The sequence below is a fragment of the Cohnella sp. CFH 77786 genome (genome assembly GCF_019400745.1).
Classification (GTDB): domain Bacteria; phylum Bacillota; class Bacilli; order Paenibacillales; family Paenibacillaceae; genus Cohnella.
In genome coordinates this window covers 204275-227853 of sequence record NZ_WJIB01000010.1, presented here as the reverse complement: position 1 = coordinate 227853, position 23579 = coordinate 204275, and the positions used below count along the sequence as shown (strand labels likewise).

At 48.0% G+C, this 23579-nt stretch carries 18 protein-coding genes and 1 pseudogene; 11 read left to right on the top strand and 8 right to left on the bottom strand.

Annotation, left to right across the window (positions count from 1 at the left end; genetic code table 11):
- Nucleotides 1-402: 402 nt before the first annotated feature.
- Together GE107_RS27200 and GE107_RS16525 are read right to left on the bottom strand one after the other, a co-directional pair.
- Nucleotides 403-558 (bottom strand): annotated as a pseudogene (locus GE107_RS27200) (NAD(P)-dependent alcohol dehydrogenase); the annotation flags it as partial.
- Nucleotides 559-642: 84 nt separating this feature from the next.
- Entirely contained in the window at nucleotides 643-978 is a 336-nt protein-coding gene (locus tag GE107_RS16525) for a rhodanese-like domain-containing protein (RefSeq protein ID WP_219641088.1), read from the bottom strand.
- Nucleotides 979-1199: 221 nt separating this feature from the next.
- Between GE107_RS16525 and GE107_RS16520 the strand changes: the two genes are divergently transcribed.
- Nucleotides 1200-1526, top strand: coding sequence for a DUF488 domain-containing protein (locus GE107_RS16520; protein WP_219641087.1), 327 nt, complete (start codon nucleotides 1200-1202; stop codon nucleotides 1524-1526).
- Between the two features lie 121 nt (nucleotides 1527-1647).
- Here the strand turns inward: GE107_RS16520 and GE107_RS16515 are convergent, their stop codons facing one another.
- Nucleotides 1648-1824 carry a YjfB family protein gene (locus GE107_RS16515; RefSeq protein WP_219641086.1) on the bottom strand — a complete coding sequence of 59 codons (177 nt, stop codon included), beginning with the start codon at nucleotides 1822-1824 and terminating at the stop codon, nucleotides 1648-1650.
- A 104-nt stretch (nucleotides 1825-1928) separates the two neighbouring features.
- Nucleotides 1929-2453: a hypothetical protein gene (locus GE107_RS16510; protein WP_219641085.1), complete on the bottom strand. Its 525-nt coding sequence runs from the start codon at nucleotides 2451-2453 to the stop codon at nucleotides 1929-1931.
- A gap of 228 nt (nucleotides 2454-2681) precedes the next feature.
- Between GE107_RS16510 and GE107_RS27195 the strand changes: the two genes are divergently transcribed.
- From GE107_RS27195 to GE107_RS16490, 4 genes are read left to right on the top strand one after another with little or no spacing between them, the layout of a single operon-like run.
- On the top strand, nucleotides 2682-4736 hold the full coding sequence (locus GE107_RS27195; RefSeq protein WP_219641084.1) for a sensor histidine kinase: 2055 nt from the start codon (nucleotides 2682-2684) through the stop codon (nucleotides 4734-4736).
- Between the two features lie 13 nt (nucleotides 4737-4749).
- Nucleotides 4750-5403, top strand: coding sequence for a response regulator transcription factor (locus GE107_RS16500; RefSeq protein WP_219641083.1), 654 nt, complete (start codon nucleotides 4750-4752; stop codon nucleotides 5401-5403).
- 55 nt (nucleotides 5404-5458) lie between these two features.
- Nucleotides 5459-6796, top strand: coding sequence for an FAD-dependent oxidoreductase (locus GE107_RS16495; protein WP_255570531.1), 1338 nt, complete (start codon nucleotides 5459-5461; stop codon nucleotides 6794-6796).
- A 44-nt stretch (nucleotides 6797-6840) separates the two neighbouring features.
- Nucleotides 6841-7779 carry an LLM class flavin-dependent oxidoreductase gene (locus GE107_RS16490; protein WP_219641082.1) on the top strand — a complete coding sequence of 313 codons (939 nt, stop codon included), beginning with the start codon at nucleotides 6841-6843 and terminating at the stop codon, nucleotides 7777-7779.
- Between the two features lie 87 nt (nucleotides 7780-7866).
- Here GE107_RS16490 and GE107_RS16485 read toward each other — a convergent pair whose 3' ends face one another.
- The 3 genes from GE107_RS16485 to GE107_RS16475 all read right to left on the bottom strand — a co-directional run bounded on the left by GE107_RS16485 (nucleotide 7867) and on the right by GE107_RS16475 (nucleotide 10258).
- Nucleotides 7867-8181: a hypothetical protein gene (locus GE107_RS16485; protein ID WP_255570530.1), complete on the bottom strand. Its 315-nt coding sequence runs from the start codon at nucleotides 8179-8181 to the stop codon at nucleotides 7867-7869.
- A 204-nt stretch (nucleotides 8182-8385) separates the two neighbouring features.
- Complete coding sequence (locus tag GE107_RS16480) at nucleotides 8386-8883, bottom strand: hypothetical protein (protein WP_219641080.1); 498 nt, start codon at nucleotides 8881-8883, stop codon at nucleotides 8386-8388.
- A gap of 76 nt (nucleotides 8884-8959) precedes the next feature.
- Nucleotides 8960-10258 (bottom strand): hypothetical protein, encoded by a 1299-nt coding sequence (locus tag GE107_RS16475; RefSeq protein ID WP_219641079.1) that lies wholly within the window; start codon nucleotides 10256-10258, stop codon nucleotides 8960-8962.
- Nucleotides 10259-10838: 580 nt separating this feature from the next.
- Here GE107_RS16475 and GE107_RS16470 point away from each other — a divergent pair.
- The 6 genes from GE107_RS16470 (at nucleotide 10839) to GE107_RS16445 (ending at nucleotide 22868) form a co-directional block, all read left to right on the top strand.
- Nucleotides 10839-13445, top strand: coding sequence for an NB-ARC domain-containing protein (locus GE107_RS16470; RefSeq protein ID WP_219641078.1), 2607 nt, complete (start codon nucleotides 10839-10841; stop codon nucleotides 13443-13445).
- 125 nt (nucleotides 13446-13570) lie between these two features.
- Entirely contained in the window at nucleotides 13571-15781 is a 2211-nt protein-coding gene (locus GE107_RS16465) for an McrB family protein (protein ID WP_219641077.1), read from the top strand.
- Nucleotides 15753-18188, top strand: coding sequence for a restriction endonuclease-like protein (locus GE107_RS16460; protein WP_219641076.1), 2436 nt, complete (start codon nucleotides 15753-15755; stop codon nucleotides 18186-18188). The genes GE107_RS16465 and GE107_RS16460 overlap by 29 nt, the downstream gene beginning before the upstream one ends.
- A gap of 5 nt (nucleotides 18189-18193) precedes the next feature.
- Nucleotides 18194-18778 (top strand): restriction endonuclease, encoded by a 585-nt coding sequence (locus tag GE107_RS16455; RefSeq protein ID WP_219641075.1) that lies wholly within the window; start codon nucleotides 18194-18196, stop codon nucleotides 18776-18778.
- 20 nt (nucleotides 18779-18798) lie between these two features.
- On the top strand, nucleotides 18799-19386 hold the full coding sequence (locus tag GE107_RS16450; protein ID WP_219641074.1) for a hypothetical protein: 588 nt from the start codon (nucleotides 18799-18801) through the stop codon (nucleotides 19384-19386).
- A gap of 59 nt (nucleotides 19387-19445) precedes the next feature.
- The gene (locus GE107_RS16445) at nucleotides 19446-22868 is read left to right on the top strand and encodes an AAA domain-containing protein (protein WP_219641073.1); all 3423 of its coding nucleotides are present in this window, start codon (nucleotides 19446-19448) and stop codon (nucleotides 22866-22868) included.
- Nucleotides 22869-23014: 146 nt separating this feature from the next.
- Here the strand turns inward: GE107_RS16445 and GE107_RS16440 are convergent, their stop codons facing one another.
- The gene (locus tag GE107_RS16440) at nucleotides 23015-23422 is read right to left on the bottom strand and encodes an RDD family protein (protein ID WP_370636439.1); all 408 of its coding nucleotides are present in this window, start codon (nucleotides 23420-23422) and stop codon (nucleotides 23015-23017) included.
- Between the last annotated feature and the right edge of the window lie 157 nt (nucleotides 23423-23579).

Genomic DNA, 23579 nt, shown 5'->3' with positions numbered 1-23579 from the left:
AATCCGTATCAAATGCTGTTAACGATTGGCGAAGATATTCAATGATGGGGTGATGAACGTGCGCAACAATCGTTTGATTCAGATCGAACCGGAGGTCGGTACCCGTGACAACGCAGGCGATCCGATCACCTCATCCGCTCCAAGGGATTTCACCCATTCCATATTCGCGGTATTGCACACTCGGAACGGAATATGCCTGGCCAGGATTATAATTTTGGAGCGCCATCACGATACCGAACATCGGAACGATGCTGAACTGATACCCGGGAATCAAGCCTCCGTTAAAGAGCATGCAGAAGACCAGGATCCACATGCCTGGGGACGGCATTCTCCATGCTGGTTACCGTTCTGATGGCTTATCCGCTGGCGAGACCCCAGAGAGAATTCAAAATGCGCAATACGGCCAAAATGTTTGGCAAGCTGCACGGCGTATGTTCCTACGCTGCCTGAAGCTCCATAAATAAGAACTTTTTGCCCGCTTTGGATGTTCGCTTTGCCCCCCGACTCCACTTCCCCGGCTAATTCCAGGCTGAGTATACGACCGCTTTCATGCTTACACACCTCAATCCGTGGGTTTATCCTGGCTAATGACCATAAGAAGCCCCCAATGGGATGTACCCTTGGGGGCTTCTTATTCATACCTTATTTTCCGCTTTCAAACGGCAGTCCGGCTTCGGACCAATCTTGCTTGCCTTCGCGATATTCTTTGACATTCGTATACCCGAGCTCCACCAGGCGCTTAGCGGCGATTTCCGAGTTGGGGCACGGCAGGCTGGCGCAATATGTGACGATTTCGGCCGATTTATCCGGCAGCAGAGCAGGGGCCAATTGATCCACCTGATCATGCGGCAAGTGAAGGGCACCCGGAAGATGCGCATCTTCATAGTAATTGGCGGGTAATGCCTCGACCAGAATGAACTTTTCTCCTTTCGCGAGTTTGTCTTGGATCTCGGTACGGCTGATGCTTGTAACAACCATCGTTGTTGCCTCCCTTGGAATTGTAGTTGACTGCGCAACTATATTGAGTTGAGAATAACACGGTTTAGTTGACTATGCAACAACTTTTTTTTGGATGGAAATGAAAAGAGCCATCCTGCGATGGCTCCAATATCTAGTTCCAGACTTTACGCAATATTTTGTCGAGCAAACTATGGAGGGCGTGTACGTTGTATATCTGGAACGGATAAGGGTGAACATGGATGATTCGTATCAAGCGCATCTATGATCCGACGGAGGAGTCCGATGGAAAGCGGATTCTAGTGGATCGACTTTGGCCACGGGGCGTTTCAAAGGAGAAGGCGGCGATACACGAGTGGATGAAGGAGGTTGCGCCAAGTCACGAATTGAGGAAGCGGTTTCATGAGCATGCGAACTTCGGCGAGTTCGAGGAAAGATATCGTAAAGAGCTCATGGATGATGAATCGAAGATTCCGTTATTAAAGCAGCTGCGGAAATGGGCAGACGAAGGTACTGTAACGTTGTTGTATTCCGCGAAAGATGAAGAAGAACCCAAGCCATATTTCTAGCTGAAATGATTCGCGGAATGGATATGGATTGAAAGTTGAAGCCTGCGTGGCGTTGTCTTCGAGGAGTCGCACCGGTCGGAAGGATGACAATAAAACTCCCCCGGGCCACCGGGGGAGTTACTCACACCTTTACATCCAAATGACGCCCAACATTAGGATCGAGACTTTGCTGAATCATTTGCACAAGTCCCTGGCCTTGCTGTACCGCCTGGTCTTTCGCCATAGACAGCACCCGGATTCCCACGGCGGTAGACAACGCGGATTGACTCATTGCCACGGATGCGGCCGCGATATCCATGATATCCCTCCTCAAGGTTATATATCGGTTTTCGGCCAGTCATATTTTTCATCGTGGTCGTCTTCCATCTCTTCGTAAACAAACCGCCGCTGGGTGTAAGCTGTTCAGGCTCTTGCGATTTGTTTGGACCTCCACACCGCGTATCCCATGCCGATGTAGGCGACTCCCCAGAGCAAGGCGACGATTTTCTCGAAGATTGGGACTACGCCGATAAACAGCATGGCAATAAGCGTAATGCACGGCCATTTCGGCAGGACGCGGGCTCTAAGACTTGCGATCGGGAAGAGCAGAAGTCCAAGCATCCCTGACGCGATCTCGATGCTTTTCACGATCCCCCATTCCCACGGCGATACATGAAGCATGGTTGACCAAACCGTACAAGTGACCATGATAAGACCAAGCTCCATGACGGCGAACGAGAGAAATCCGAATTTCCCCGCCTCTTTCGCTTGCGCCAGATAGAGACCGAACGTACCGAACACCATCAGGATGTTGGCGACAAATGCGCAAATCAGTTCCTGATTGCTGTCGCCTCCCCAAATGTAGGACGAGGGGGTCATCCCGATCCGGCTCATTCCTCCGATCATGGCGACAAATGCAAACCATCTTACCGCTCTTTCGATTGTCATGTTCATCCTCCGCTTCGCGCGTCGTAATCGAATTCGCCGCCCTCCGTCGTGCAAGGCGACGTAAACAATGTATCAGCGAAGCGATCCCGCCGTCATGATTCATATTCCCGGACGGGGCGGGAAGAAAGTTCCCGAGCCGAACGGGAATTCTTCCCTTCCAAGCCGGCGAAATAGCGGTTATAGTCTAGAAAGATTGTATTGACGAGCAGAAAGAGGTGGGTTGCGCCCGTGAAGAGGGTTATCTCTGGGGTCCTCTTTCTTGGCCGGTACGCGATATGGCCGTTGTTCGCCCTTCTCTCGCTTAGCATTTTTGCGATCTCGTTATGGAAAGGTTACTCCCTGCACCAGATCGCTTGCTCAGATGGTCGGATGTGCGCCAACATTTTTTATTTGACTTCTGATCAGATCTCCCTGTTGAATCGGATCGGATTGCCGGTGTCGTTCTACAGCGGAGTGATCGGAGGTATTGCTGCCCTATCGTTCGCGAGCTTTTTCGCCGTCAGTTGGATTCTCTATCGTTATGGATCGAACGATCCCGTTTGTTATGCGACTTCCATTCTGCTCATGGCAACAGGCTCCGCCTTCACGAATGACGGATCCACCCTGGAACCATGGCCGCTCGCGATCCATGCGTTCGAATTCCAGGATATCTTATTCGGCTTGTCCTATTTGCTGCTCTTCTTGTATCCCGACGGAGTCTTCACTCCCCGCTGGACGAAGTACTTCGCCATTTACGGATTGTTTTTTGCGTTAACCCCCTATTTCGCGCCATCGACGGTTCTGGATATGTCCACGTGGCCGTTGACGATCCGGGTCGTTCAAAGCTCTGTTCTGTTCGCGCTCATCGTCTATTCCCAAATCCATCGGTATCGGAGGACTTTTTCGCCGGAGCAGCGGCAACGAACGAAATGGTTTATCGGGAGCACCGCCTTATACGTCGTGGGAGCAGCCTTCATGCTGGCCGTCGGAAGCCATCCGGTCGTCAAAATCATGCTGTGGGCCGTCATGAATATTGGGTTGCTGTCGATTCCCTTCTCCGTGGCGCTTACCGTGATCGAGCAGAGAAACGGGAAAATCGCGACCGTATTCAACCGCTCTATCGTCTATGCCGTGCTTAGCTTCGCGATCGTATCCGTTTACGCGCTCGTGACGGGAATGGTCGGCGTGATCTTCCAAACGGCGAACAATTGGCTGATCTCCATGCTGACGGTCGGATTCATCGCGATGATGTTGCAGCCTCTGCGGGATCAAGTGCAGAATGCCGTTAACCGGCTGATTTACGGTATGCGGGAGGAACCCTACCGGGTGGTCGCGAATTTAACCCAGCAGCTGGAGGCGGTCGTATCCAATCGAACCTTCTTGCCGCTCGTATTGGAATCGTTGGCACAGGCTTTACGGTTGCCTTATGCCTCGATCAGGGACCATCGCGAAGGCTCGGACATGCTGCTGGCATCGTACGGAGTACCGGTTTCCGAATGCTTGGAATTCCCGCTGTCTATTCAAAATGAGCCTGTCGGAACGTTGATCCTCGGTTCATCGGCGATTCATAACCTCATCCCTCCAAGCAAACGTTACCTGCTCGACGATTTGATCCGGCAGGTGGCCATCGCGACCCGTACGGCTCTCTTGTCGAACGAACTGCAGCGTTCCAGAGAACAGCTCGTGAGCGCGAGGGAAGAGGAGAGACGCCGTCTGCGGCGGGATTTGCATGACGGACTCGGATCGAACCTCGCCAGCATCAGCATGAAGCTGGCGGCCGTCCATGATCAGTTCGAAGAACAGTCGCCTAAAGCCCAGTCTATGCTCGCGGGCATCCAGCAGCAATTGGATGGGGCGATCGCGGACATCCGCCGGCTCGTATACGCGCTTCGGCCGCCTTCACTGGATGAATTCGGCTTGCTGTTCTCCCTCCGCGAACTGGCGGCACAATCGCAACAAGCCCATTTCCGCATCGTCCTTCAGACGCCCGAGTCGCTGCCTCCGCTCATGGCCGCGGTCGAAGTGGCCGTCTATCGAATTATTCAAGAGGCCATCGCGAACGCATTGAAGCATTCGCGCGGCACCGTATGCCATATTCAGCTCATCGCCCGCGAATCGCTTCGAATCCAAATCGAGGATAATGGCGTCGGCATGTCCGACGCTTCCCATAGAGGCGTCGGCATCCGCTCCATGCGGGAACGCGCCGAGGAGTTGAACGGACGGATGGAGATCGATTCTTCTGTCGCAACGGGAACCCGAATCGAGATCGAAATCCCATTGATGCTGCAACCCGCATCGGGCTAAGGAGGCTTCACCAATGGAGAAAATGAGAATCCTGATCGCGGACGACCATCCCCTCTTCCGGGAAGGAATCATCGCCGTGCTTCAGGGATACGGGGAAGTGGAGATCGTCGGCGAAGCGGAATCCGGAGACGAGGCCGTAAGCCTGGCAGAATCGCTGCAACCCGATGTCGTTCTGATGGACATCAGCATGCCCGGCGTCAACGGAATCGAAGCCACCCGTCAAATCACGATGACGAGCCCGCATATTCGCGTGCTGGTCCTGACGATGTTCGACGACGACAATTCCGTCTTCTCGGCGATGAGGGCAGGCGCTAGAGGTTATCTGCTTAAGGGGGCCAAGCCCAAGGAAATCATCCGCGCTCTGGTCGGCGTTGCGGACGGAGAGGCCATTTTCAGCCCCGGAATCGCAAGCAAAATGATGTATTATTTCGACACGATCCAGCGCCCGCCTCAGAAAGATATGTTCCCGGGACTGACCGCCAGGGAGATCGAAATCCTGGAACAGCTCGCCAAAGGGATGACGGTCGCCGATCTGGCCTCAACGTTCCAGCTGAGTTTGAAGACGGTTCGGAATCACGTATCCAACATCCTGAACAAGCTTCAGGTTGCCGACCGTGCCCAGGCTATCCTGCTGGCGAGGGAAGCCGGTCTTGGACGTGGAACTTGAGGCGAAGGGACGCCATGAGGTCAAAGGACGGTAGATGGGAGAGGGAATGGCATTCATGATGGATCAAATAGCTTCCACGCCGCCTGGAAGAGCGGGTCGGGCGATCGTGATCGGGGGCAGTATTGCAGGACTGCTGGCGGCGAGAGTACTTGCTGATTTTTTCGAGGAAATCGTCATCGTTGAGGCGGATGAACCTCCGGAAGGCGCACAACCTCGAAACAAAGTTCCGCAAGGTCACCATTCGCACGTATTGCTCGAGCGCGGTCAGAATATTTTGGAGTCCATGTTTCCGGGTATGATTCAGGAACTGATCCGGAACGGGAGTATCGTCACTGATTTTACCCGTGATCTGGAGTGGTTCCATTTCGGAGAATGGAAACAGCGGTTTCCGAGCGGAATCCAAGGGGTACAGCAGACGCGGCCATTTCTGGAGCAGCATATTCGTGGTCGGGTGGCCCTCATTCCCCAAGTGTCGGTTCAGTATCGTTCCCGTGTAACCGGCATGATCCTATCCGATGATCGGAGCCGTGTTCAAGGCGTCAAGGTGCGCAGCGAATCCTCTCAACACGAAGAAGAGATCCTGGCAGATTTGGTCGTGGATGCCGGCGGCGCAGGTTCTCACACGCTGAAATGGTTGGGTGCGGAGCAAGACACGAGCGAAGTCGTACCGATTGAATTGTTTTATGCGACCCGCTATTACACGACCGATTGGGTGGATCGCGGATGGACCAATCTGATGATCTCGGCCCGGCTTCCCGAGTCTCCCTATGCGGGGGTCGTCCTTCCGTTTGAAAATCAAATCATCGGCGTTACGCTCGGTGGATACTTGAGAGAGCCTCCCCGGACTGAAGCGGACTTCGAACAGATTGCCCGAATGCTGCCTCAACCGCATATCTATGACTTTATTCAGAGGGCAACCCCTGTCAGTGAAATGAAAATTTACCGAATCCCCTCCCAATCCAGGAAGCGGAAAAATGTCCTGAGCAAGATCCCCGCACGGTTCATCATGATCGGGGATTCGTATTGCCGGTTCGACCCCCTGTACGGCCAAGGAATGTCGGTAGCGGCAATGGAGGCCGAATTATTGGGTGCGGAGCTGGGCCGTTTATCTATCGGAGACAGCATTGATGCGGCAATCCGAAGCTATTGGGCTCAGTTGCCCAAGCTTACTCAAGACCCTTGGGACATGGCGCTTATCGAAGCTTACCGGCATCCTGGCATTAAGGGAACGAGGCCGATCGGTACCGGTGTGAAACAATGGTTCACCCGCAGAATCTACAAGGCATCGGCCCATGACCCCTCCGTTTATTTGCGGTTGGTGCAAGTGATGAATTTGAAACGCCCTTCAAGTTCATTTTTCCAGCCCTCTCTGTTATGGAAGCTGTTTCGCTAGACGCTTAACTGAACGCATTGATAATGAACGGTTCATGAGGAGGAGTGCATCGCGTGAAATGGAAGCTGAGCGTGCTGGATCTGGTCCCCGTGTTCGGGAACCGGGGCGACACGTACGCTCTCGAACAGGCGGCAGAGCTGGCGCGGACGGCGGAACGGCTCGGGTATACCCGCTACTGGATCGCCGAGCACCATGGCATGCCTCAGCTCGCATGCCCTTCGCCGGAAGTGCTCCTGGCGCATATCGGGGCTAGGACAGAACGGATAAGGATCGGCTCCGGGGCCGTGTTGCTTCCGCATTATCAGCCGCTGAAGGTGGTGGAGTCGTTCCGCCTGCTGGCCAGCCTCTACCCGGGGCGGATCGACCTCGGCCTGGGCCGGGCGCCCGGCGGAGCCGCCCATGTCAGCATGGCGCTGAGCGGCAATTTCCTGGAGAACGTACGGCAGGTGCCGGACAAGCTGCAGGACATCGCCCGTTTGCTCCAGGACAGCTATTCGTACGAGGGGGAACCGGTCGGTGCCCGCCCGAATCCTCCGGTCCAGCCGGAGGTTTGGCTGCTCGGCACGAACAAGAAAAGCGCGGAATACGCCGCGGCATTCGGCATGGGCTACGTATTCGGCCAGTTCATGAGCGACGTGGAAGGCGAGGAGGTGCTGCGCGCTTACCGGGAAGCGTTCGTTCCTTCTCCGCTCTGCCCGGAGCCGAAGACGATCGTCACGATCGGCGTCATCTGCGCCGATACGGAAGAAGAAGCGAAGCGGCTCGCTTCCGCCGGCTCCGCCCTGTTCCGGTCAGAGAAGACGGAGGAAGAAGCCGCGCCGTATTCGGAACGCAAGCTGCTCGTCGGAACGCCGCAAACGATCGCCGCCCGGCTCGACCGAATGTCGGAGTCCTACGGCACCGGCGAGTTCATGCTCGTCACGACGATCCCGGATTATCGCCAGCGGCTGAAGTCGTATGAGCTCATGATGCAGCACGGATGACGGGTCTGCCGAAGGCGATGGGCAAGGCACATGGCAAAGCACTACTATTCGACACACTTCCCATGTTGGGGCCTGGAGTCAACGGGCCTACCGATACCTCGGACTGTCGGAGCGGGAGCCGAGCATATAGATCGCTTCAATGAACAGAATAACCGCAGCGACCGTATGCAGTATCCAGCCAAATAACGGTATCCACCCGAGCAGCGCGCCGGCCAATCCGACGAGATTGCCCGCGATGACCATCCTCCGGTTCACCAGCAGCAGGATCAGCGCCGCGAGATGCAAAATCCCTTCAAGCAGCAATGGGGTCCATCCGTTCGCGACGATAATCGCCCCGCCCAAGAACGGGATCGCCAATACGCCTTCGTAGCCGAACGCAATCCATTTCAGTAGTTTGTTCATCATTTTGCTCCTTTGTTCGGAAACATTTAGCAATATCATAGCATGATGAATTCCGATGAAAGAAGCCTTAGTTCGGAAGCGGTAATGTACATGAGCCCGCATTGCTGCCTTCGCAGCTAGCGAAAGCGTCTTGAAGCGTATTTAACGCCTTTGGTGATTCGCCCCGGGCCGAAGGAGGACGGTGGTGTTCGCGGATGCACAATTTCATTGATCTCCTGACTCAACAGGTACGGCTTTTGTTTTGAAATCATCAAAGTACCACGTTTTGTACGCGTCGATCGGCCGATCTTTCGCTCCCTCAACACCTGGTCCATAGTATGAAGCCGTATATTCATAATCAGCCTTTTCCTTTGAAGTCCCGAAGAAACGAATGATGATATCCGGATACCTTCGGTCGTCCTTGGAATAATGTTTGAAATAGGATTCTTCAATCGCTGTCTTTCGAAACTCGGAAGAAAGAACGAGTTCTCTCGTACTCAAGAAAATATCCTCATCGGCCTCCCTGTTCGTCTTACTGGTGAGGTAGTAGTTAAACTCGATTTGGGTAGGTGCCATTTGGATTTTCATATCATGAATTTGTTTATGCTCCGAAAGAACCTTCTTCTTAAAGTCGGTCAATTGTTTGGTTTGAACCGCCTTATGAGTCATGCAACCGGATAATAGAAATAGAAGCGAAAACAACGCCGGCACCCATTTTTTCACCAGGATCCCGCCTCCTTCAAGCACAAAGGATAGCTCTATGGGGAGCCCATAGAACTATCCTTTATTTTATGCAAAATTATTGGAAATACATCACTCCGCCTTGTACCCATCCATTGGCCATCGCATCAAAATGGACCCGGTAATCGATGCTGCGGCGCTGGCCCCAAGTAGATACGGCAATCCAACGATTGTCATTCGAATCTCGGAAGTACTTGGTGATCGTCATCCAGTGCCATTCATATTCATAATCGGACCACTTTTTGGTGTTAAGCGTAGCGACCGGCGAGTTAATGCTCAGACCGGCTTTAATATAGTTTGCTACATTATCCAGAGTGAAGGATGCCGAACTTCTCACACCCGTAAGGGTAACTCCGCGGTCCTTGGCAAACCTCTCTACATCCGAGGTGAAATCGGGTCCCGAAACCTCCCCGAACATGCCGGGATCAACGTAGGAGTACAGCGTATCCATATGGGCGACAAAATCCGTTTTGGAAGTCGTGTTCCCAACGTACAGCTTCCCGTACTTTGCGGAATCCTTAATCTTGGCCAGATAATTTGTAATATTGGCAGCAGCGACCGGACCGCAGCCTCTATCCTGTTTGGTTCCGGTACTGTACCAGCCCTGGTCTCCTCCGTAGCTATAAGTGTTCGTGGCGTATTCGACCGGAACGAACATGCCATAGTCACGCTCAACGGATAATGCCACGTTTTCCGATGTGACCGCTGCCGTCGTGATGGTTGATCCCAACAACTCGCTCATGTGTTTTTTATTTTCATCGTTACGAATCCGATTGTAACCTTCCTTCAGCTTTTCTTTCTTTGGCTTCACGATATCCGTGACTTCCCGAGGTTCGTCAGCCAGGTCATAATAACGATCTTGACCTTGATCCGATACTTTAATCAGATAGTCGAACGGTGGAATATAAACGACTTCTCCCTTCCCGTTCGAATGAGCGGACTTCTCCTTCAACTTGGCCTTGATCCCGCTCACAGCCTGATCCCGGATGTTGATTTCGTAAGTGGCATAACCATCTTCAATAGCACCAACGGTGATATAGCCGATCTCCCGGTTATTTTCGAGCAGGGGGACCATGTACGCAAAGAGATTATGATCCAAATCATACAAGGGAACGAAATCCTTGGAAGCCGAAATCTTCTTATCATGAGTCTGAAGGTCAGTTTTCAGGTAGCTGTCCAAGTTCGTTTGGACGATTTGTAACACATTTTCTTGGTTGAGATGCTTAGCTTTGCCGAGAGACGGATCGTTGTTTGCAAAGGAAACACCGCTGTTCGCGAACAGGAGCAGCAAAGCGAAGGCAAATAGAGCAACCTTTTTCAAGAAGATCCCTCCGACCATTCCCGCAGCTCGTTTCATAAGCTTGATTCTCCTTTTCTCGTAAATTGGTGAATCGGTGATAACGTGGGGTTCCGACAGCCTACGCCGCACCACGATGTCTTCGTTTTCTTCGATCACCACCCTTGGAAAGTTAAATGACCCATAAAAATCCAGGTGATACACCCTTAGTATATCTCTCGCATTTTCTATTCGTCTACAAAAAATACCAAATATTTGGATTCTACGAGGATAACTTCCGAGAACTGACTGGTTAGGCGGCAAGAACAAGTAAAGGCGGATGCCTCTGGGGCGTCCGCCTTTCATCACTGGGATCTATAAGAGACGATAGGGCTTACCGGATCGGGGAGCTCCCGGAGCACTATTTTCAAAAGATGTTGTTATGTCAAGTCTAACCGTTGCAAGCGAGAGAACAGATCGCGGAGAAGTTGTTCGCTGTGATCTGTTCTCTTTTTCTTTAAGTGGAACAAGAATTCAAAAACTCAAGTTCTGTCTTTAAGACATAATCTGACAAAAATAAGAAGGAAATTGCCAGAGGAAAGTCGAAATGAGTAAAAAATCTAAAAATATGTCTATTATTTTGAATATGGAGTGATTGAGATTGGATTTCGTACCATTTACCAAAATGGAACATAGATTGATGCAAGGTAAATTGGATTCAGAAGTAACCTATATGTACGATTTGTTATATTATGGGGAAATGCTTATTAAGTTAGCAACATTAGGTATGCTTTCAGCAGTTGATAAAGAAAAAAGCGAGTATAGCTATAGATTGAAGTATATATTGGTACGGGCAAGCGGGATCGGTGATTGGGTTCAAGCTTTAAACAATCTAGTTCATGGGCCGATTTCCTCATATATAGTTGATGCCGCTCTAGACGAAAAAAGACAATTAATCGAAATGAGGAAAACAACATGGCATTTCGAAGCACTTGAGCATTTGTATTCTGCTCTTAAAATTCTCATGCCAGATATCAAAGAGAATTGGGACAGAATGAGCTGGTTTGATCTTTTCTCTAGATTTCGTAATAAAACAAGGGGGCATGGGGCTCCTACCACCGCATTAGCTGCCATGATTAATCATCATTTGGAGCCGTCAATTAATATTGTTGCAAAAGAACTTTTAATCTTTAAAAAAGAATGGGTGTACCTAAAACGTAACTTTTCAGGTAAATATCGAGTTAGTCCTATTAGTCAAGAGGGAAGGTCGTTTAACCCTTTAAAGTCTATTTCAGAAATAAATATTCCTGATGGAGTTTATATTTATTTTGGACGTCCATGCATTGTTGATTTAGTTGAATCTGATGTAAACTTAAATGATTTTTTGATTGCAAATGGTGGATATTCGGAGACAAAGTTTGAATTACTTTCATATATAACTGGTGAAGTGAAATATGGAGATCCTACACCGTACAAACACCCAATTACGGAACTGCCGGGAAGTGAAACAGAAGGATTAAGGGAATTAGATGTAAGGGGTAAATGTTTTACAAACTTACCTCCCTTACCACATGGGTATGTAGAAAGAATTGAATTAGAGGAAGATATCACAAAAATACTGAGGACAGAAGATAGGTACCCAATTATAACCTTAATTGGTCGTGGGGGGATTGGGAAAACCTCAACAGCCTTAAAGGTGATTCATGAAATCACTAGTGAAGATCGCTTTCAAGCAGTGATTTGGTTTAGTGCTAGGGACATTGATCTAACAGAGGATGGTGTAAAACAAGTTAGTCCAAGAGTTCTCACGATTCCTGACATGGCACGAGAATATTGGAGACTTGTAATGGACAATCAAGAGGCTAAAGTGAACATACAAATTGATAAATTTCTAAATGATTTAACGAAGAGTGATCTTGGACCTACCTTATTTGTATTTGATAACTTTGAGACAGTACGTGATCCTGTAGGAACTTATTCAATGCTTGATAATTATATCCGTCACCCTAATAAAATGTTAATTACTACAAGACACAGGGAGTTTAAGGGGGACTATTCTATTGAAGTAAAGGGAATGAATGAGAAAGAGTTTACAGAACTCGTTAATTCGGCTGTAGTTCGCTTATCAATGAGATCACTTTCCGACTCTGAAATGCAAACTATATATAGCAAATCTGGCGGTCATCCTTACGTTGTCAAGATTGTCTTAGGTGAAATGTCCAAGCCGAATGGAGGCAAACCTCTGGAATCAATAATTGCAAGTAGGGAAGATATTCTAGATGCACTTTTTGAAAGAACATACACATTATTATCTCCAGGTGCGAAACGAATATTTCTCACGCTTTGCAATTGGAGATCTAACACGCCGCAACTTGCAATTGAAGCAGTAATGCTAAGGTCAAGGTATCAAGATGATAGTTTTGATCCACAAGAAGCAATTGAGGAACTTAGTCGCGTATCATTTGTGGAAATCTCTGAATCGGAAACTGACAATGAATTATTTGTATCGGTACCTCTTGCAGCTGCAGTTTACGGTAAAGGTAAGTTAAGGGTTGATCAGCTTAAGCCAGTTGTTCATACTGACACTGAGTTTTTGCAGTGTTTTGGGGCAGCACAGAGTACTGATATTCGGCATGGTATTGAACCGCGTATTAGACGATTTTTTATAAATGTTCAGCAACAGATATCAAAGCGAGCTTCAAAATTAGATGAGTACCTGCCAGTTCTTGAGTTTATAGCTAGAAAATATACTCCTGCATGGTTAGAAATTGCTCGATTGATAGAAAAGTATGGACAATCAGACAAATTATCTATGGCAAAGGAAAAATACCAAAAATATCTAGAGTCAGCACCTGAATCAGAAGAAACTTTTGCAGTATGGAGACATATAGCTGATATTAGTGCACAGCTAAATGATATGAAAGGCGTAATACATGCGCTAGTTGAAAGCTGCTTTGTAGGAAATAGGCCCTTTGGTGAGATCAGTACAGTCGTTAATAGATTTAATGAATTATTACGAACAAAATCATTAGTTATTGATTATGACGAGAGGAGATTTTTGGCACTACGGTTACTCAACTTAATCGATACGCGTATTGGAGAGGCAAGTGCAATAGATTGCTCTCGTATTGCTTGGCTATCTTTAAATATTCAAGATGAATCACGCGCCTGGACTTACACTCAAATTGGCCTGGAAAAGGACTCTACTGATGAGTATTGTATTAGTTTAAAAGAAAAACTATTGGAAAGTGGAAGTGTTGGAATTTAAAAGTGTTTTATGTATTAGTCAAAGTAAGAGAAAGAAAACTGAGAATTTGCAGGAATCATCTACCACCTTGACGAATTTGTAGGAATAATGTCGTATTCCTACATTCCCGTTCAAGGTGGTTTCTTATGAGCTTACCAAATGAGCTTTCAGGAATTTTTACCTATAAGCAGAAATCCTATAAGATGGTCCTCATCATCGCCCTGCTTCAATTAATGAACGAGACGGGTCAACGTGAGGTCTCACTGGATAAGATCAAAGCCCGTTTCCTGACTATTCTACAAGACCGAGAGTCACGTAATGAGCCAGTTGATAGTCCGATCACTCCCGCAAAGCGCTGGGCAGATGTCACGCTAAGTCAGATCTCTCAAATCATTTCAACCCCGATATCTGCGTTGGAACGAATCTTGGATTTTGATTCTGGACGCCAGACATTAGCGTTCAAAGAAAGCCTCTATAGTTCTTGGGACGAAAGTGTCTTGATGGAACTCTACGACAATGCCTTCCAAGAGTTAGAGCAGTACCATCTCCAACGTCAATCACCCACTTTTTCATTAAGAGAAGCATTATCCGTTGTGCTAAACAAGTATTCGGATGCCAAGCGGGAACCATTCAAGAACAATTCGATGGGCATTTACGTCCGACAACAAATACCTACTGGGATCAAGGATTTCGATTTCATTAAGGATAATTCCGATCTGAAGGTTCAAGCATCCGCCGGGATGGGAAACTGGGCTACAATTCCCTGGATCGCGATCATGGATCGCCGTATCACAGAAACCACGCAAAACGGTGAATACATCGTATATCTGTTCGCGGAGGACATGAGCTCCGTTTATTTGACTTTGGCTCAGGGTGTTACGGAGCCGAAAAAGCATGGTACGACAGAAGCGCATAACTATCTTCGCCGCAAAGTCCAAGAAATCAGAGCTCAACTGCCACTTGAGGGGTTAAAGAAAGATGAAGAGATCTATCTCACCTCCGGTGGTTTAGGTCGGGATTATCAAGTATCTACCGTGGCGTATTACAAGTATGACCGGGACAATTTACCGCCTGAAGAGCAGCTCATATCGGATCTCCAAAATCTAGTCTCGAACTACAAGTATTACTTGGATATCGTTCTTCAAACCGCAGCCGGACAGGAGGTGCTAGCCGTGATCGATAGCACTATTGAAATAACGAATCTCAGTGACGACGAACGACTGAGTGCCATCAAATCTTACATCCGTTATAAAGGCTTCTCCTTCCCGGACAACCTGATCGAGAACTTTTACTTGTCCCTAAAAACCAAGCCCTTCGTCATCTTGGCAGGTGTATCCGGTACGGGAAAAACGAAGCTTGTCCAATTATTCGCAGAAGCGATCGGTGCGACAAACGATAACGGCCAGTTCAAGCTAATTCCGGTGAGGCCCGATTGGAGCGATCCAGCGGATTTGATCGGCTATAAGGATTTGAATGACCGTTTTCGTCCCGGTCCTCTCGCGGAAGTGTTAGTCGAAGCATCTAAACCAAACAACCGAAATAAGCCGTATTTCATTTGCTTGGACGAGATGAACCTTGCCCGAGTAGAGCATTATTTTAGCGATGTTCTGAGCATACTGGAGACCCAGAAACGTCATGGGGATCGGATTGTTACCGATGTTATTCTTCGAATTTCGGCACTCGTGACGCCGGAAGACCAGTCCACCTACGGGGATCTTCACATTCCAGACAACGTGTATTTGATCGGAACCGTCAACATGGACGAAACGACGCACCCTTTCAGTAAGAAGGTCCTCGATCGTGCGAATACGATTGAGTTCAACTATATTCAGTTGGCTCAGTATCCCGTGGGCGCTGTGGCAGAAGTTACATCCCAACCGGCACCGAATTCGTTTTTACAATCACAGTACCTGCAACTGGTGGACGCCTATCATGATGAACATAAAAGTCTGATCGAGGACGCGACTCAAACGTTAGTCCGGATCAATGACATTTTGGAAGCCATCCATGCGCACGTAGGATTCCGAATTCGGGACGCCGTGTGCTTCTATTTGATCTACAACGAGCAGTCGAAGCTTATGACGAAAGAGCGGGCGTTCGACCTCCAGTTGCTTCAGAAAATTTTACCAAGAATCCAGGGCAGCAATCGTTCGGTTAAGCGCGTGCTCTTACAGCTCCTGGAGATCGCGCTTGGCAAACGACTAAATAAAAGCGAGCTTGAAGATGATGCTTCCGAGCTGTGGGCGAACGTCGGAAAAACGGTCGAATCAGCCGTCTACCCACAGAGCGCGAAGAAAATCATCTTCATGTTGCGGAGGTTAGACGAGGATGGCTTTACCTCTTACTGGCTCACTTAACCGCGCGGTAGAGCTGCTTCGAATCGAGACGAACTGGTTTCAACTATATATTCAGGGGAAGCCATTCCACCCAACAGTGGAGACTTTGCAGCTTCATCGGGAGGAGGATTCTTCATGGGTGAATGCCAGATTTGAGCCGCAATCCCTGCACTCAGAACTGAAAATTCTCTCCGTAGAACGCTTCTCGCCGGCTGAGAAACAGTTGGCCCCCTGGGATCTGGAACAACCCAGTCCGCCTTTATTTTACGAGACGCAGACTTACGAGCTCGTGGTGGAACTGGAACCGGACATCCCGTTAACCTTTTTCCATGAAAACCTTTCACTACGTGAAGCGATTCTTCCGAAAGGGAAACGTCTGTTATCGGGGCTGCTGAATTTCCAAAATGAGGTTGGATTTACCGAACTAGAGCTACGATTGCACGGGGAACCAGTATTCCGACTGCAGCTCGAGATCTTCCCCTCGAAAATGGACTACAAGAAAGATTACGAAGCGATTCTGCGAGACGTGAACGAGCAGATCTACAATCTTTCGTTCGATTTCTTGCGAAAGACGTACAACCTAATGGGGTTAAAAGAATCACGAAATCAAAGTTTATCGGAGTTCTTCGTGATCCTTCAGCAGGTGTTCCAACAGCTGGTCCATCAGGTGGAGCTCATTCAAAGTACGCCTAACCATCGGCTCCGTATGGAAAATCGACTGGTCGATTCTGCCCGCGTGAAGAAAACGGGACGAGCGAACGTTTCCTTTCTCGCAAAGAGGCCGCATTTATTGGCGCTGAAAGAAGCCAATGGGCAGTTACATATCCAGGGTAAGTCATACACGCCGACATGTGTATTAGAGACTAGACGGCATATGGATTATGATACTTTGGAAAACCGTTTTGTCCGATGGGTACTTCTTCGAGTTCAGCAACGACTCAAAATGCTAAAGCAGCTTCTAGCACAGAGAGAACGGGTAACAGATCCAGTCCTACAGGCCAAACTGAACCGAATGCAATCTGATTTGCAGCGATTGTTGAAGTTGGATTTCCTTCAGGTTGGGGACATGACACAGCTCACGATATCGCTTGTGTTGCAAATGGCTCCGGGCTACCGCGAGGTATACCGGAACTACCTGCTGCTCATGAAGGGCTTATCCATACAGAATGAACTGTTCCGATTGTCCATGAAGGACTTGGCGCAGCTATATGAGTATTGGTGCTTCCTGAAGATCCACGATTTGCTTAGCCGGAAATACGAGTTGGTGTCCCAGAACGTGATCAAACTCAATCGCGGCGGGCTGTTCGTTACCCTGGATCGAACGAAAGACGCGCGGATGGTGTATCGGAATCCGAAAAACGGGGAACAGTTCACGCTGTATTACAACTCTCTTCCCTCGGGGGATAGAAGCCAGACGGTATCCCAGCGTCCCGACAATGTACTGACCTTGAGAAAACAACACTCGGCTATCGAATACAAGTACGTGTTTGATGCCAAGTATCGCATTAACCCAGCTTACGAGGGGACCTCGTATCGGCGGAACTATTTGACGCCGGGACCTCAGGAAGAGGATATCAACACGATGCATCGGTACCGGGACGCCATCGTGTACGAATCAAGCGAAGGCGAGGAACGCAGGGAGTACGAGCGGACGATGTTCGGAGCTTACGTTTTGTTTCCGTTTCCGAACGAAGAAGAGTACCGGCAGCATCCTTTTTATCGAAGCATCGAGCTCGTCAATGTAGGGGCATTTCCATTCTTGCCGAGTGCCACGTCATTGGTCGAACAATTCCTGGACGAATTGATCATGGACAGTCCTGAAAAAGCATATGAACGCGCAACGCAACAGCGGGGAACGAAGGAGTATTATGCGGACAAGCTTGCCGGGAAAAACGTACTCGTAGGTGCACTAAGCCATAAAGATCAGCTGCGTGATTTGCAGGAGCATCGGTTCTATCATGTTCCTTTGAAGCAATTTGCTGATCATGGAGAATTGGCAAAGCTCGAATACGTGGCCATCTATCAATCGATTGCCACCTTTGGGCGTGAGCGGGCGGGCATCTACTTATACGGACGCATCAAATCGTGGAGTGTGCTACCCCGAGAGCAAATTCGTGAAATTCCATCTCGCCGTGGGGCAACAACTGAGTTGTACGTGAAGTTCGATGTTGAGGAATGGCTCATCCGGGATCGGCCTATTTTACCGGGAAAACACGGGGTCCATCGTGTCCTTCTGACCTCGGAGTACATTTTTGGCCGAGCGGAAGAGTTAGCCGAGCTTCGTCTTGAGTCGGAGGAGCAGCTCCGAGATTGGCGAGAAAAGCGGCGCCGGGGCAAGGTGAATGTGAAATGGGATGCGTATAACGTTGATCACGCACGAGTTTTAGAGTCTTTGGCTGTTGCGGACGATGTTGAGATGAGGGAGTAATGGAGATGCAAACATTCTGGTGGTTAATTCTTATACCAATTGCATTAGGTATACTGTCGGGTATACTGCAACCCGCCAAGAAAAAGAGGAAGAAACGGAGTTCGAGTCGGAAGAAAAACAACGCTAAGACAGTTAATAAAGGGACGGATAATCGTAGATCGAAAATCTGCCGGCCCGATGAGGTGATATTAACCAGTTCGTTTAGTGACTTGAATGGCCCAGAGTTTGAGCGTCTTCTTGCGCTATATTTTCGTGATCAGGGTTATGAGGTCCGCGAAGTTGGTGTCGGTGGCAACGACGGTGGGGTTGATCTCGTGATCATTGATCGACGTGGCGAGAAAACGGCCGTTCAAGCGAAATGCTATGCGAATCATAATTTAGTTCCTGTCCAGACGGTAAGGGAACTTGGCACGGCCAAGAGAAATCATGATTGCATCCTGGCATTATTGATCACAACCTCGGATTTGACTGCCCCCGCAAAGAAGGAAGCCGAGCAATATCGCGTGGATTATTGGCACGGAGGACTCACTGAGGACAAATTAAGAAGATGGGGCAAGTGGAATCCGGGTAAGCAGAGGAAGAATGGATGACTCCTCCGGAGGGATAAGAAATGAAGAACTACGCAGAAGAGCTGGTCTACTGGTATCTCAGATTCAATGGTTTCTTCCCTTTGACCAATTTTGTACTACATAGACAGGACCTCACGAGTAATCAAAACGCGGATGCCGATTTGCTCGGGGTGAGGCCGAAGTTCGTAAGGGAGGAAGTCGGCAGGGGGCACGTAGATAAAGCATTATTCAATTCGGATAATTTGAATTTAGCCAAAAACATCGGAATCATCTGCGAGGTAAAATCCGGGATGCAGAGGCACCCAAGGATACCTTTAGATCAGGAAGATCGAATTCTATACGCGTTGAAGCGGATCGGGTTTTTCGCAGGCGAAAAATTGAGGATTCATGCCCAGACTCTTAAAAGTAATAAGGTTGCTCGTGGAGATTTCCATGAGGTAGGTAAATTATTTATCTCAGAACGAGAGGAAGATTTGCCTGGTTTTATCTGTATCACGCTAGGTCATGTAGAGAGGTTTATTTTAGAGCGAATTGATCAATTCTCGGATGAAAAGGAAGGCTCAAGACACTTTTTCGATTCCGATATGCTGCAATATATGATTTGGAAGCAAGGTCAAGGCAGACGATAAAGACCGTAACTCCAATCTTCCCTTTGATGCAGATTATTTAGAGAAGGGTATTGAATTATATGGATGTATTAAAGTATTGGAGAAATAGTTTAGCTGACGCGGATATTTTAGATCCTGATTTCGGTAAAAGAAAATCGGAAGCAGTACTCGTTGGTGTTAACGATATCGAAGAGGGCAGGATAAATCCGCACTCATTGAAACAATTGCTCCCTAATGTCAATGACAAAAAGAAAACTGTTTTGGAAGTTTTGTTGTGCCCTGCTGTAGCAAATCTGAAAAGAACACATGGCAGCAGAGTAAGTTCTCATTTACCCGATGAGATTGTCCCCTTATGGATTCCGGCACTATTGGATTTATCGGGCAAGCTAAAGCCGCATACCAGATTAGTGCCATGGTTGAGTAGAGATTATCTAGAGCCGTGCGAAGGCGAAGTTCTTTCTATCGGGTCTATTGATCAATTCGATATATATTTGTCTACTCATTCTATCGATACAGATGATTGGAATAATTATCTGCGCTATGCCAATGAGCTATTTCACTCGGTTACAGGAATGTTGCCTAGGAACTTCACACATGAACAGTACGAATTAACCGACGATTGTTACCTACTTCTTAGTGATCTTATCGTAGGGACCTCCAAATCGATACAGGATCTATACGGATATATAGAAAGAGACGGGACAATATCACCTCTGCTTCAACGATTTGCTACATTGGATAACCATCACGCTCATCTCCCCAAAGGAGAATATGAGACTGATCAGTTATCAACTCGACACTTTGGACAGATGAGCGATCAATTCTCCCTCTCCCCGTCCCAACGTCAGGCTATGCATCATACCATACTATTACGTAATGGTGATTTGCTTGCTGTCAATGGACCTCCAGGTACGGGGAAAACAACTCTTCTACAAAGTATGGTCGCTACTGTGCTTATTGAACGAGCAATGGAAAATTTGGACCCGCCGGTTATTGTTGTCTCTTCCACCAATAACAATGCCGTGACGAATGTCATCGAGAGTTTTGGGAAAATTAATGAGTTGGGACAAGAAAAGAATCCGCTGTCAGGAAGATGGATTCCGGATCTTGACAGTTACGGGGCTTATTTGAAGTCTTCTTTCAAGAATGAGGAAGTCAAGGCGAATTGGCTAACCGTATTAAAAGGCAAAGGAGGTGCAAATGGTTATTTCGATCGATTTGAAAATCGAGATTATTTAATACGAGCTTCCCAATACTATCTTGAGAAATGCGCTGCTTATACATCAGAACAGTTGAAAGATGTAGGGGAAGCAGTGGAATTACTGCATGCTCACCTCATGAGAAAAGTTCAGCAATTACAAAAAATTATCAATTTGCATGCTAATTATAGGGAATTAGAAAGAAGGTTAGATCATGAGTACCCCACTGGAGTCAACAATGTCATTCAGGAACTTGAAAAGAAATCACAGCGATTAAGTGTGACGTTAGCAGACTTAGAAAACCTGCGTCAGGATTGGAGAAAATACCAGAGTGAGGAGCAGTGGTGGATTCCTCTTCTCCTTCGGATTCCTTTACTCAAAAGTATTGCATCTAGAAAGAAGCAGCTGCGTTGCCAATATTTTTGCTCCACAAAACAGTTGCCAAACCTGCAGGACGAAGACAAAATCGATTTATGGTTCGTTGAACAGGACAGTTCGATCAAACACCAAAAGCGGGAAACAGATGGATATCTAACGGAAGCCAAGTGTAAACTGGCGGAGTTTATTGGAGCCAAAAAGAAGTGGGATGATCTGGAGAAGACATTACCCCTAAGAGATGGCGAGACATATCTAGAATACCTCGATCGAACTTATCGGTATGAGACATTCAAGCTAGCCGTTCACTATTGGGAAGGCAGATGGTTGCTAGAAACTGAGGGGATGCTGTCAAATCCTGCATATAAACGAAATAATGGAAGGCAGGGTCAGACTTTACTTTGGAGGAGACTGGCTAAACTGACGCCTTGTTTCGTGACAACCTTGTACATGCTGCCCTCCTTTTTTAGTGCGTGGGAAGGAAGGACCTTTCCTCTGTATGAGTATATTGATTTGCTTATTATCGATGAAGCCGGTCAAGTGGTGCCCGAAGCAGCGGGGGCTTCCTTCGCATTGGCTAAGAGGTCCGTTATCGTAGGAGATACTAAACAAATTCCCCCTGTTTGGAAAGTTCCGGTAGCGGTCGACATTGGAAATTTAAAACGTAATCGTATCCTCACAGAGATTAATCCATATGATTCACTTTCAAACACGGGAATTCTTGCCTCCTCCGGATCTGTTATGGATATTGCTAGAAGACAAACTCAGTTCACTTTGTCAGAGTCAGATGGGGGCCTGTGGTTAACTGAACACCGAAGATGCGTACCACAGATCATTAGCTATTGTAACGAGTTAGCATATCATGGAAAACTTGAACCCAAACGCAAGCCGCTCTCGGACTTTTTTCTGCCACACATGGGGTATGCACATGTTCCAGGTTATTCTGAGAAACGAGGGGGAAGTCTTGAAAATAAGTTCGAAGCAGAAGTGATTGTTAGTTGGATCGATCGCAACAAAGATAAACTGCTAGAAGCTTATGTCAAGGATGGATTAACTCGAATCGAGGACATTGTTGCAGTTATTACTCCGTTTGCGCCGCAAAAAAGACTTCTTCTTCAAAAATTGCGGAGTGCCGGATTAAAGGGGATTAAAGCAGGGACTGTCCATACACTGCAAGGAGATGAAAGACCAATTGTTATTTTCTCCCCGGTCTATGACAGTAACCAGGCGGGTGAATACTTTTTTGACAAGGGGATCTCTATGCTCAATGTTGCGGTTTCCAGGGCAAGGGATAGCTTTCTCGTGTTTGGCGACATGGGCATATTCTCACCCGAATCCTCTTCTCCATCCGGTTTGCTAGCCAAGTACCTTTTTGCCTCGGAAGACAATGAAATTCGAAATATTGAATTGGGGTCTTATTTTAAAACCCGTTATGGTGAACCCGTTGAACATCTTCATGAATTGGAACATCATAGACAGATGCTTAGAGACTGTATTCAATCCGCGAATAAAGAAATAAATATCATTTCTCCCTTTTTGTCATCAGTAGCCATTGAAGCGGATCAATTAGAGAATTTATTTACTGAAGCGGTCAGCAGAGGGGTAGTAGTCACGGTATACACCGACGAAGCGCTAAACTATTTTAGAAAAAGTCTTAAATTGAATTACCTCAAAGCAAAGGAATTACTTGTTAGACTGGGGGTTCGCCTTCTTCTTACCAGGAGAGTACATAGTAAAGCTCTATGGGTTGATTCAAAAGTGTTGGTTGAAGGATCCTTTAATTGGTTATCTGCGGTAAGAACACCGACAAGTCAATGGTGTCGTTTCGAGACCTCCTTGGTTTATCGCGGATCCAAAGTGCCTAATATGATCAGCAAGATAAGAAATGATTTGGAAAATCGAGTAGTAGTTCCTAAGGCAGAAAAGTGAAGGAGGAAAACAATGGAGCTGATTCAATAGAGTCAGCTCCAATTTTGTCGCCCGTTTACCCTTGAAGATGAGAATCGCCGGATCAATGCCGCAGCTCATCAGCAACTGCTCACCCCCGATTCTTTCCTGACACTGTTCAGCCTGGGCTAATCCCTCACGACTTCCGTACCGGCAATAAAATCGTGAATCGATCGTTTATCCTCTCGGACTCCGACCATAATTGCACTGACGATGACGGCGATGCCGAAGGTGACGGCATAGATGAGGCTAGCCACCAGAACGCGCAACAGCATCGTCCCCAGCCTCGGCGGCTCTCCATCGTCGACTCTCACGATACGAATGCCGCAAATCCGTTTGCCGATCGTATAACCATTCCAGAAGATTGGCGTAAGCAAAGAGTACAAAAACGTCAATGTATCCGAGAGAAATTCATCTTCTGCCTTCGAACCGGTGATCAACACCGAGATGATGGTTAGCGGTATCCCAATGATGATCGAATCAAGGATCATGGCGCCGAATCGAATCCAGAAACCGGCAGGTTCATTAACGTTCAAGGATGCATCCCTCTTCCTTAATGGAATACCTAATTGACGCATTCTTACGAGTAAAGTTTCTATCGAAGCGAATCACGATTGCCATAATCCCGGTGGTAAATGTTATGCTATTCCTCCCGTTTGCGGAATAAGAAAAAACACCCTTGTGAGGGTGTTG

Coding starts and splice junctions, on each gene's coding strand:
- GE107_RS16525 (WP_219641088.1), bottom strand. CDS start 978: ATGGTTGTTACAAGCATCAGCCGTACCGAGATCCAAGACAAACTCGCG.
- GE107_RS16520 (WP_219641087.1), top strand. CDS start 1,200: ATGATTCGTATCAAGCGCATCTATGATCCGACGGAGGAGTCCGATGGA.
- GE107_RS16515 (WP_219641086.1), bottom strand. CDS start 1,824: ATGGATATCGCGGCCGCATCCGTGGCAATGAGTCAATCCGCGTTGTCT.
- GE107_RS16510 (WP_219641085.1), bottom strand. CDS start 2,453: ATGACAATCGAAAGAGCGGTAAGATGGTTTGCATTTGTCGCCATGATC.
- GE107_RS16500 (WP_219641083.1), top strand. CDS start 4,750: ATGGAGAAAATGAGAATCCTGATCGCGGACGACCATCCCCTCTTCCGG.
- GE107_RS16495 (WP_255570531.1), top strand. CDS start 5,459: ATGATGGATCAAATAGCTTCCACGCCGCCTGGAAGAGCGGGTCGGGCG.
- GE107_RS16485 (WP_255570530.1), bottom strand. CDS start 8,181: ATGAACAAACTACTGAAATGGATTGCGTTCGGCTACGAAGGCGTATTG.
- GE107_RS16475 (WP_219641079.1), bottom strand. CDS start 10,258: ATGAAACGAGCTGCGGGAATGGTCGGAGGGATCTTCTTGAAAAAGGTT.
- GE107_RS16465 (WP_219641077.1), top strand. CDS start 13,571: ATGAGCTTACCAAATGAGCTTTCAGGAATTTTTACCTATAAGCAGAAA.
- GE107_RS16460 (WP_219641076.1), top strand. CDS start 15,753: ATGGCTTTACCTCTTACTGGCTCACTTAACCGCGCGGTAGAGCTGCTT.
- GE107_RS16455 (WP_219641075.1), top strand. CDS start 18,194: ATGCAAACATTCTGGTGGTTAATTCTTATACCAATTGCATTAGGTATA.
- GE107_RS16450 (WP_219641074.1), top strand. CDS start 18,799: ATGAAGAACTACGCAGAAGAGCTGGTCTACTGGTATCTCAGATTCAAT.
- GE107_RS16445 (WP_219641073.1), top strand. CDS start 19,446: ATGGATGTATTAAAGTATTGGAGAAATAGTTTAGCTGACGCGGATATT.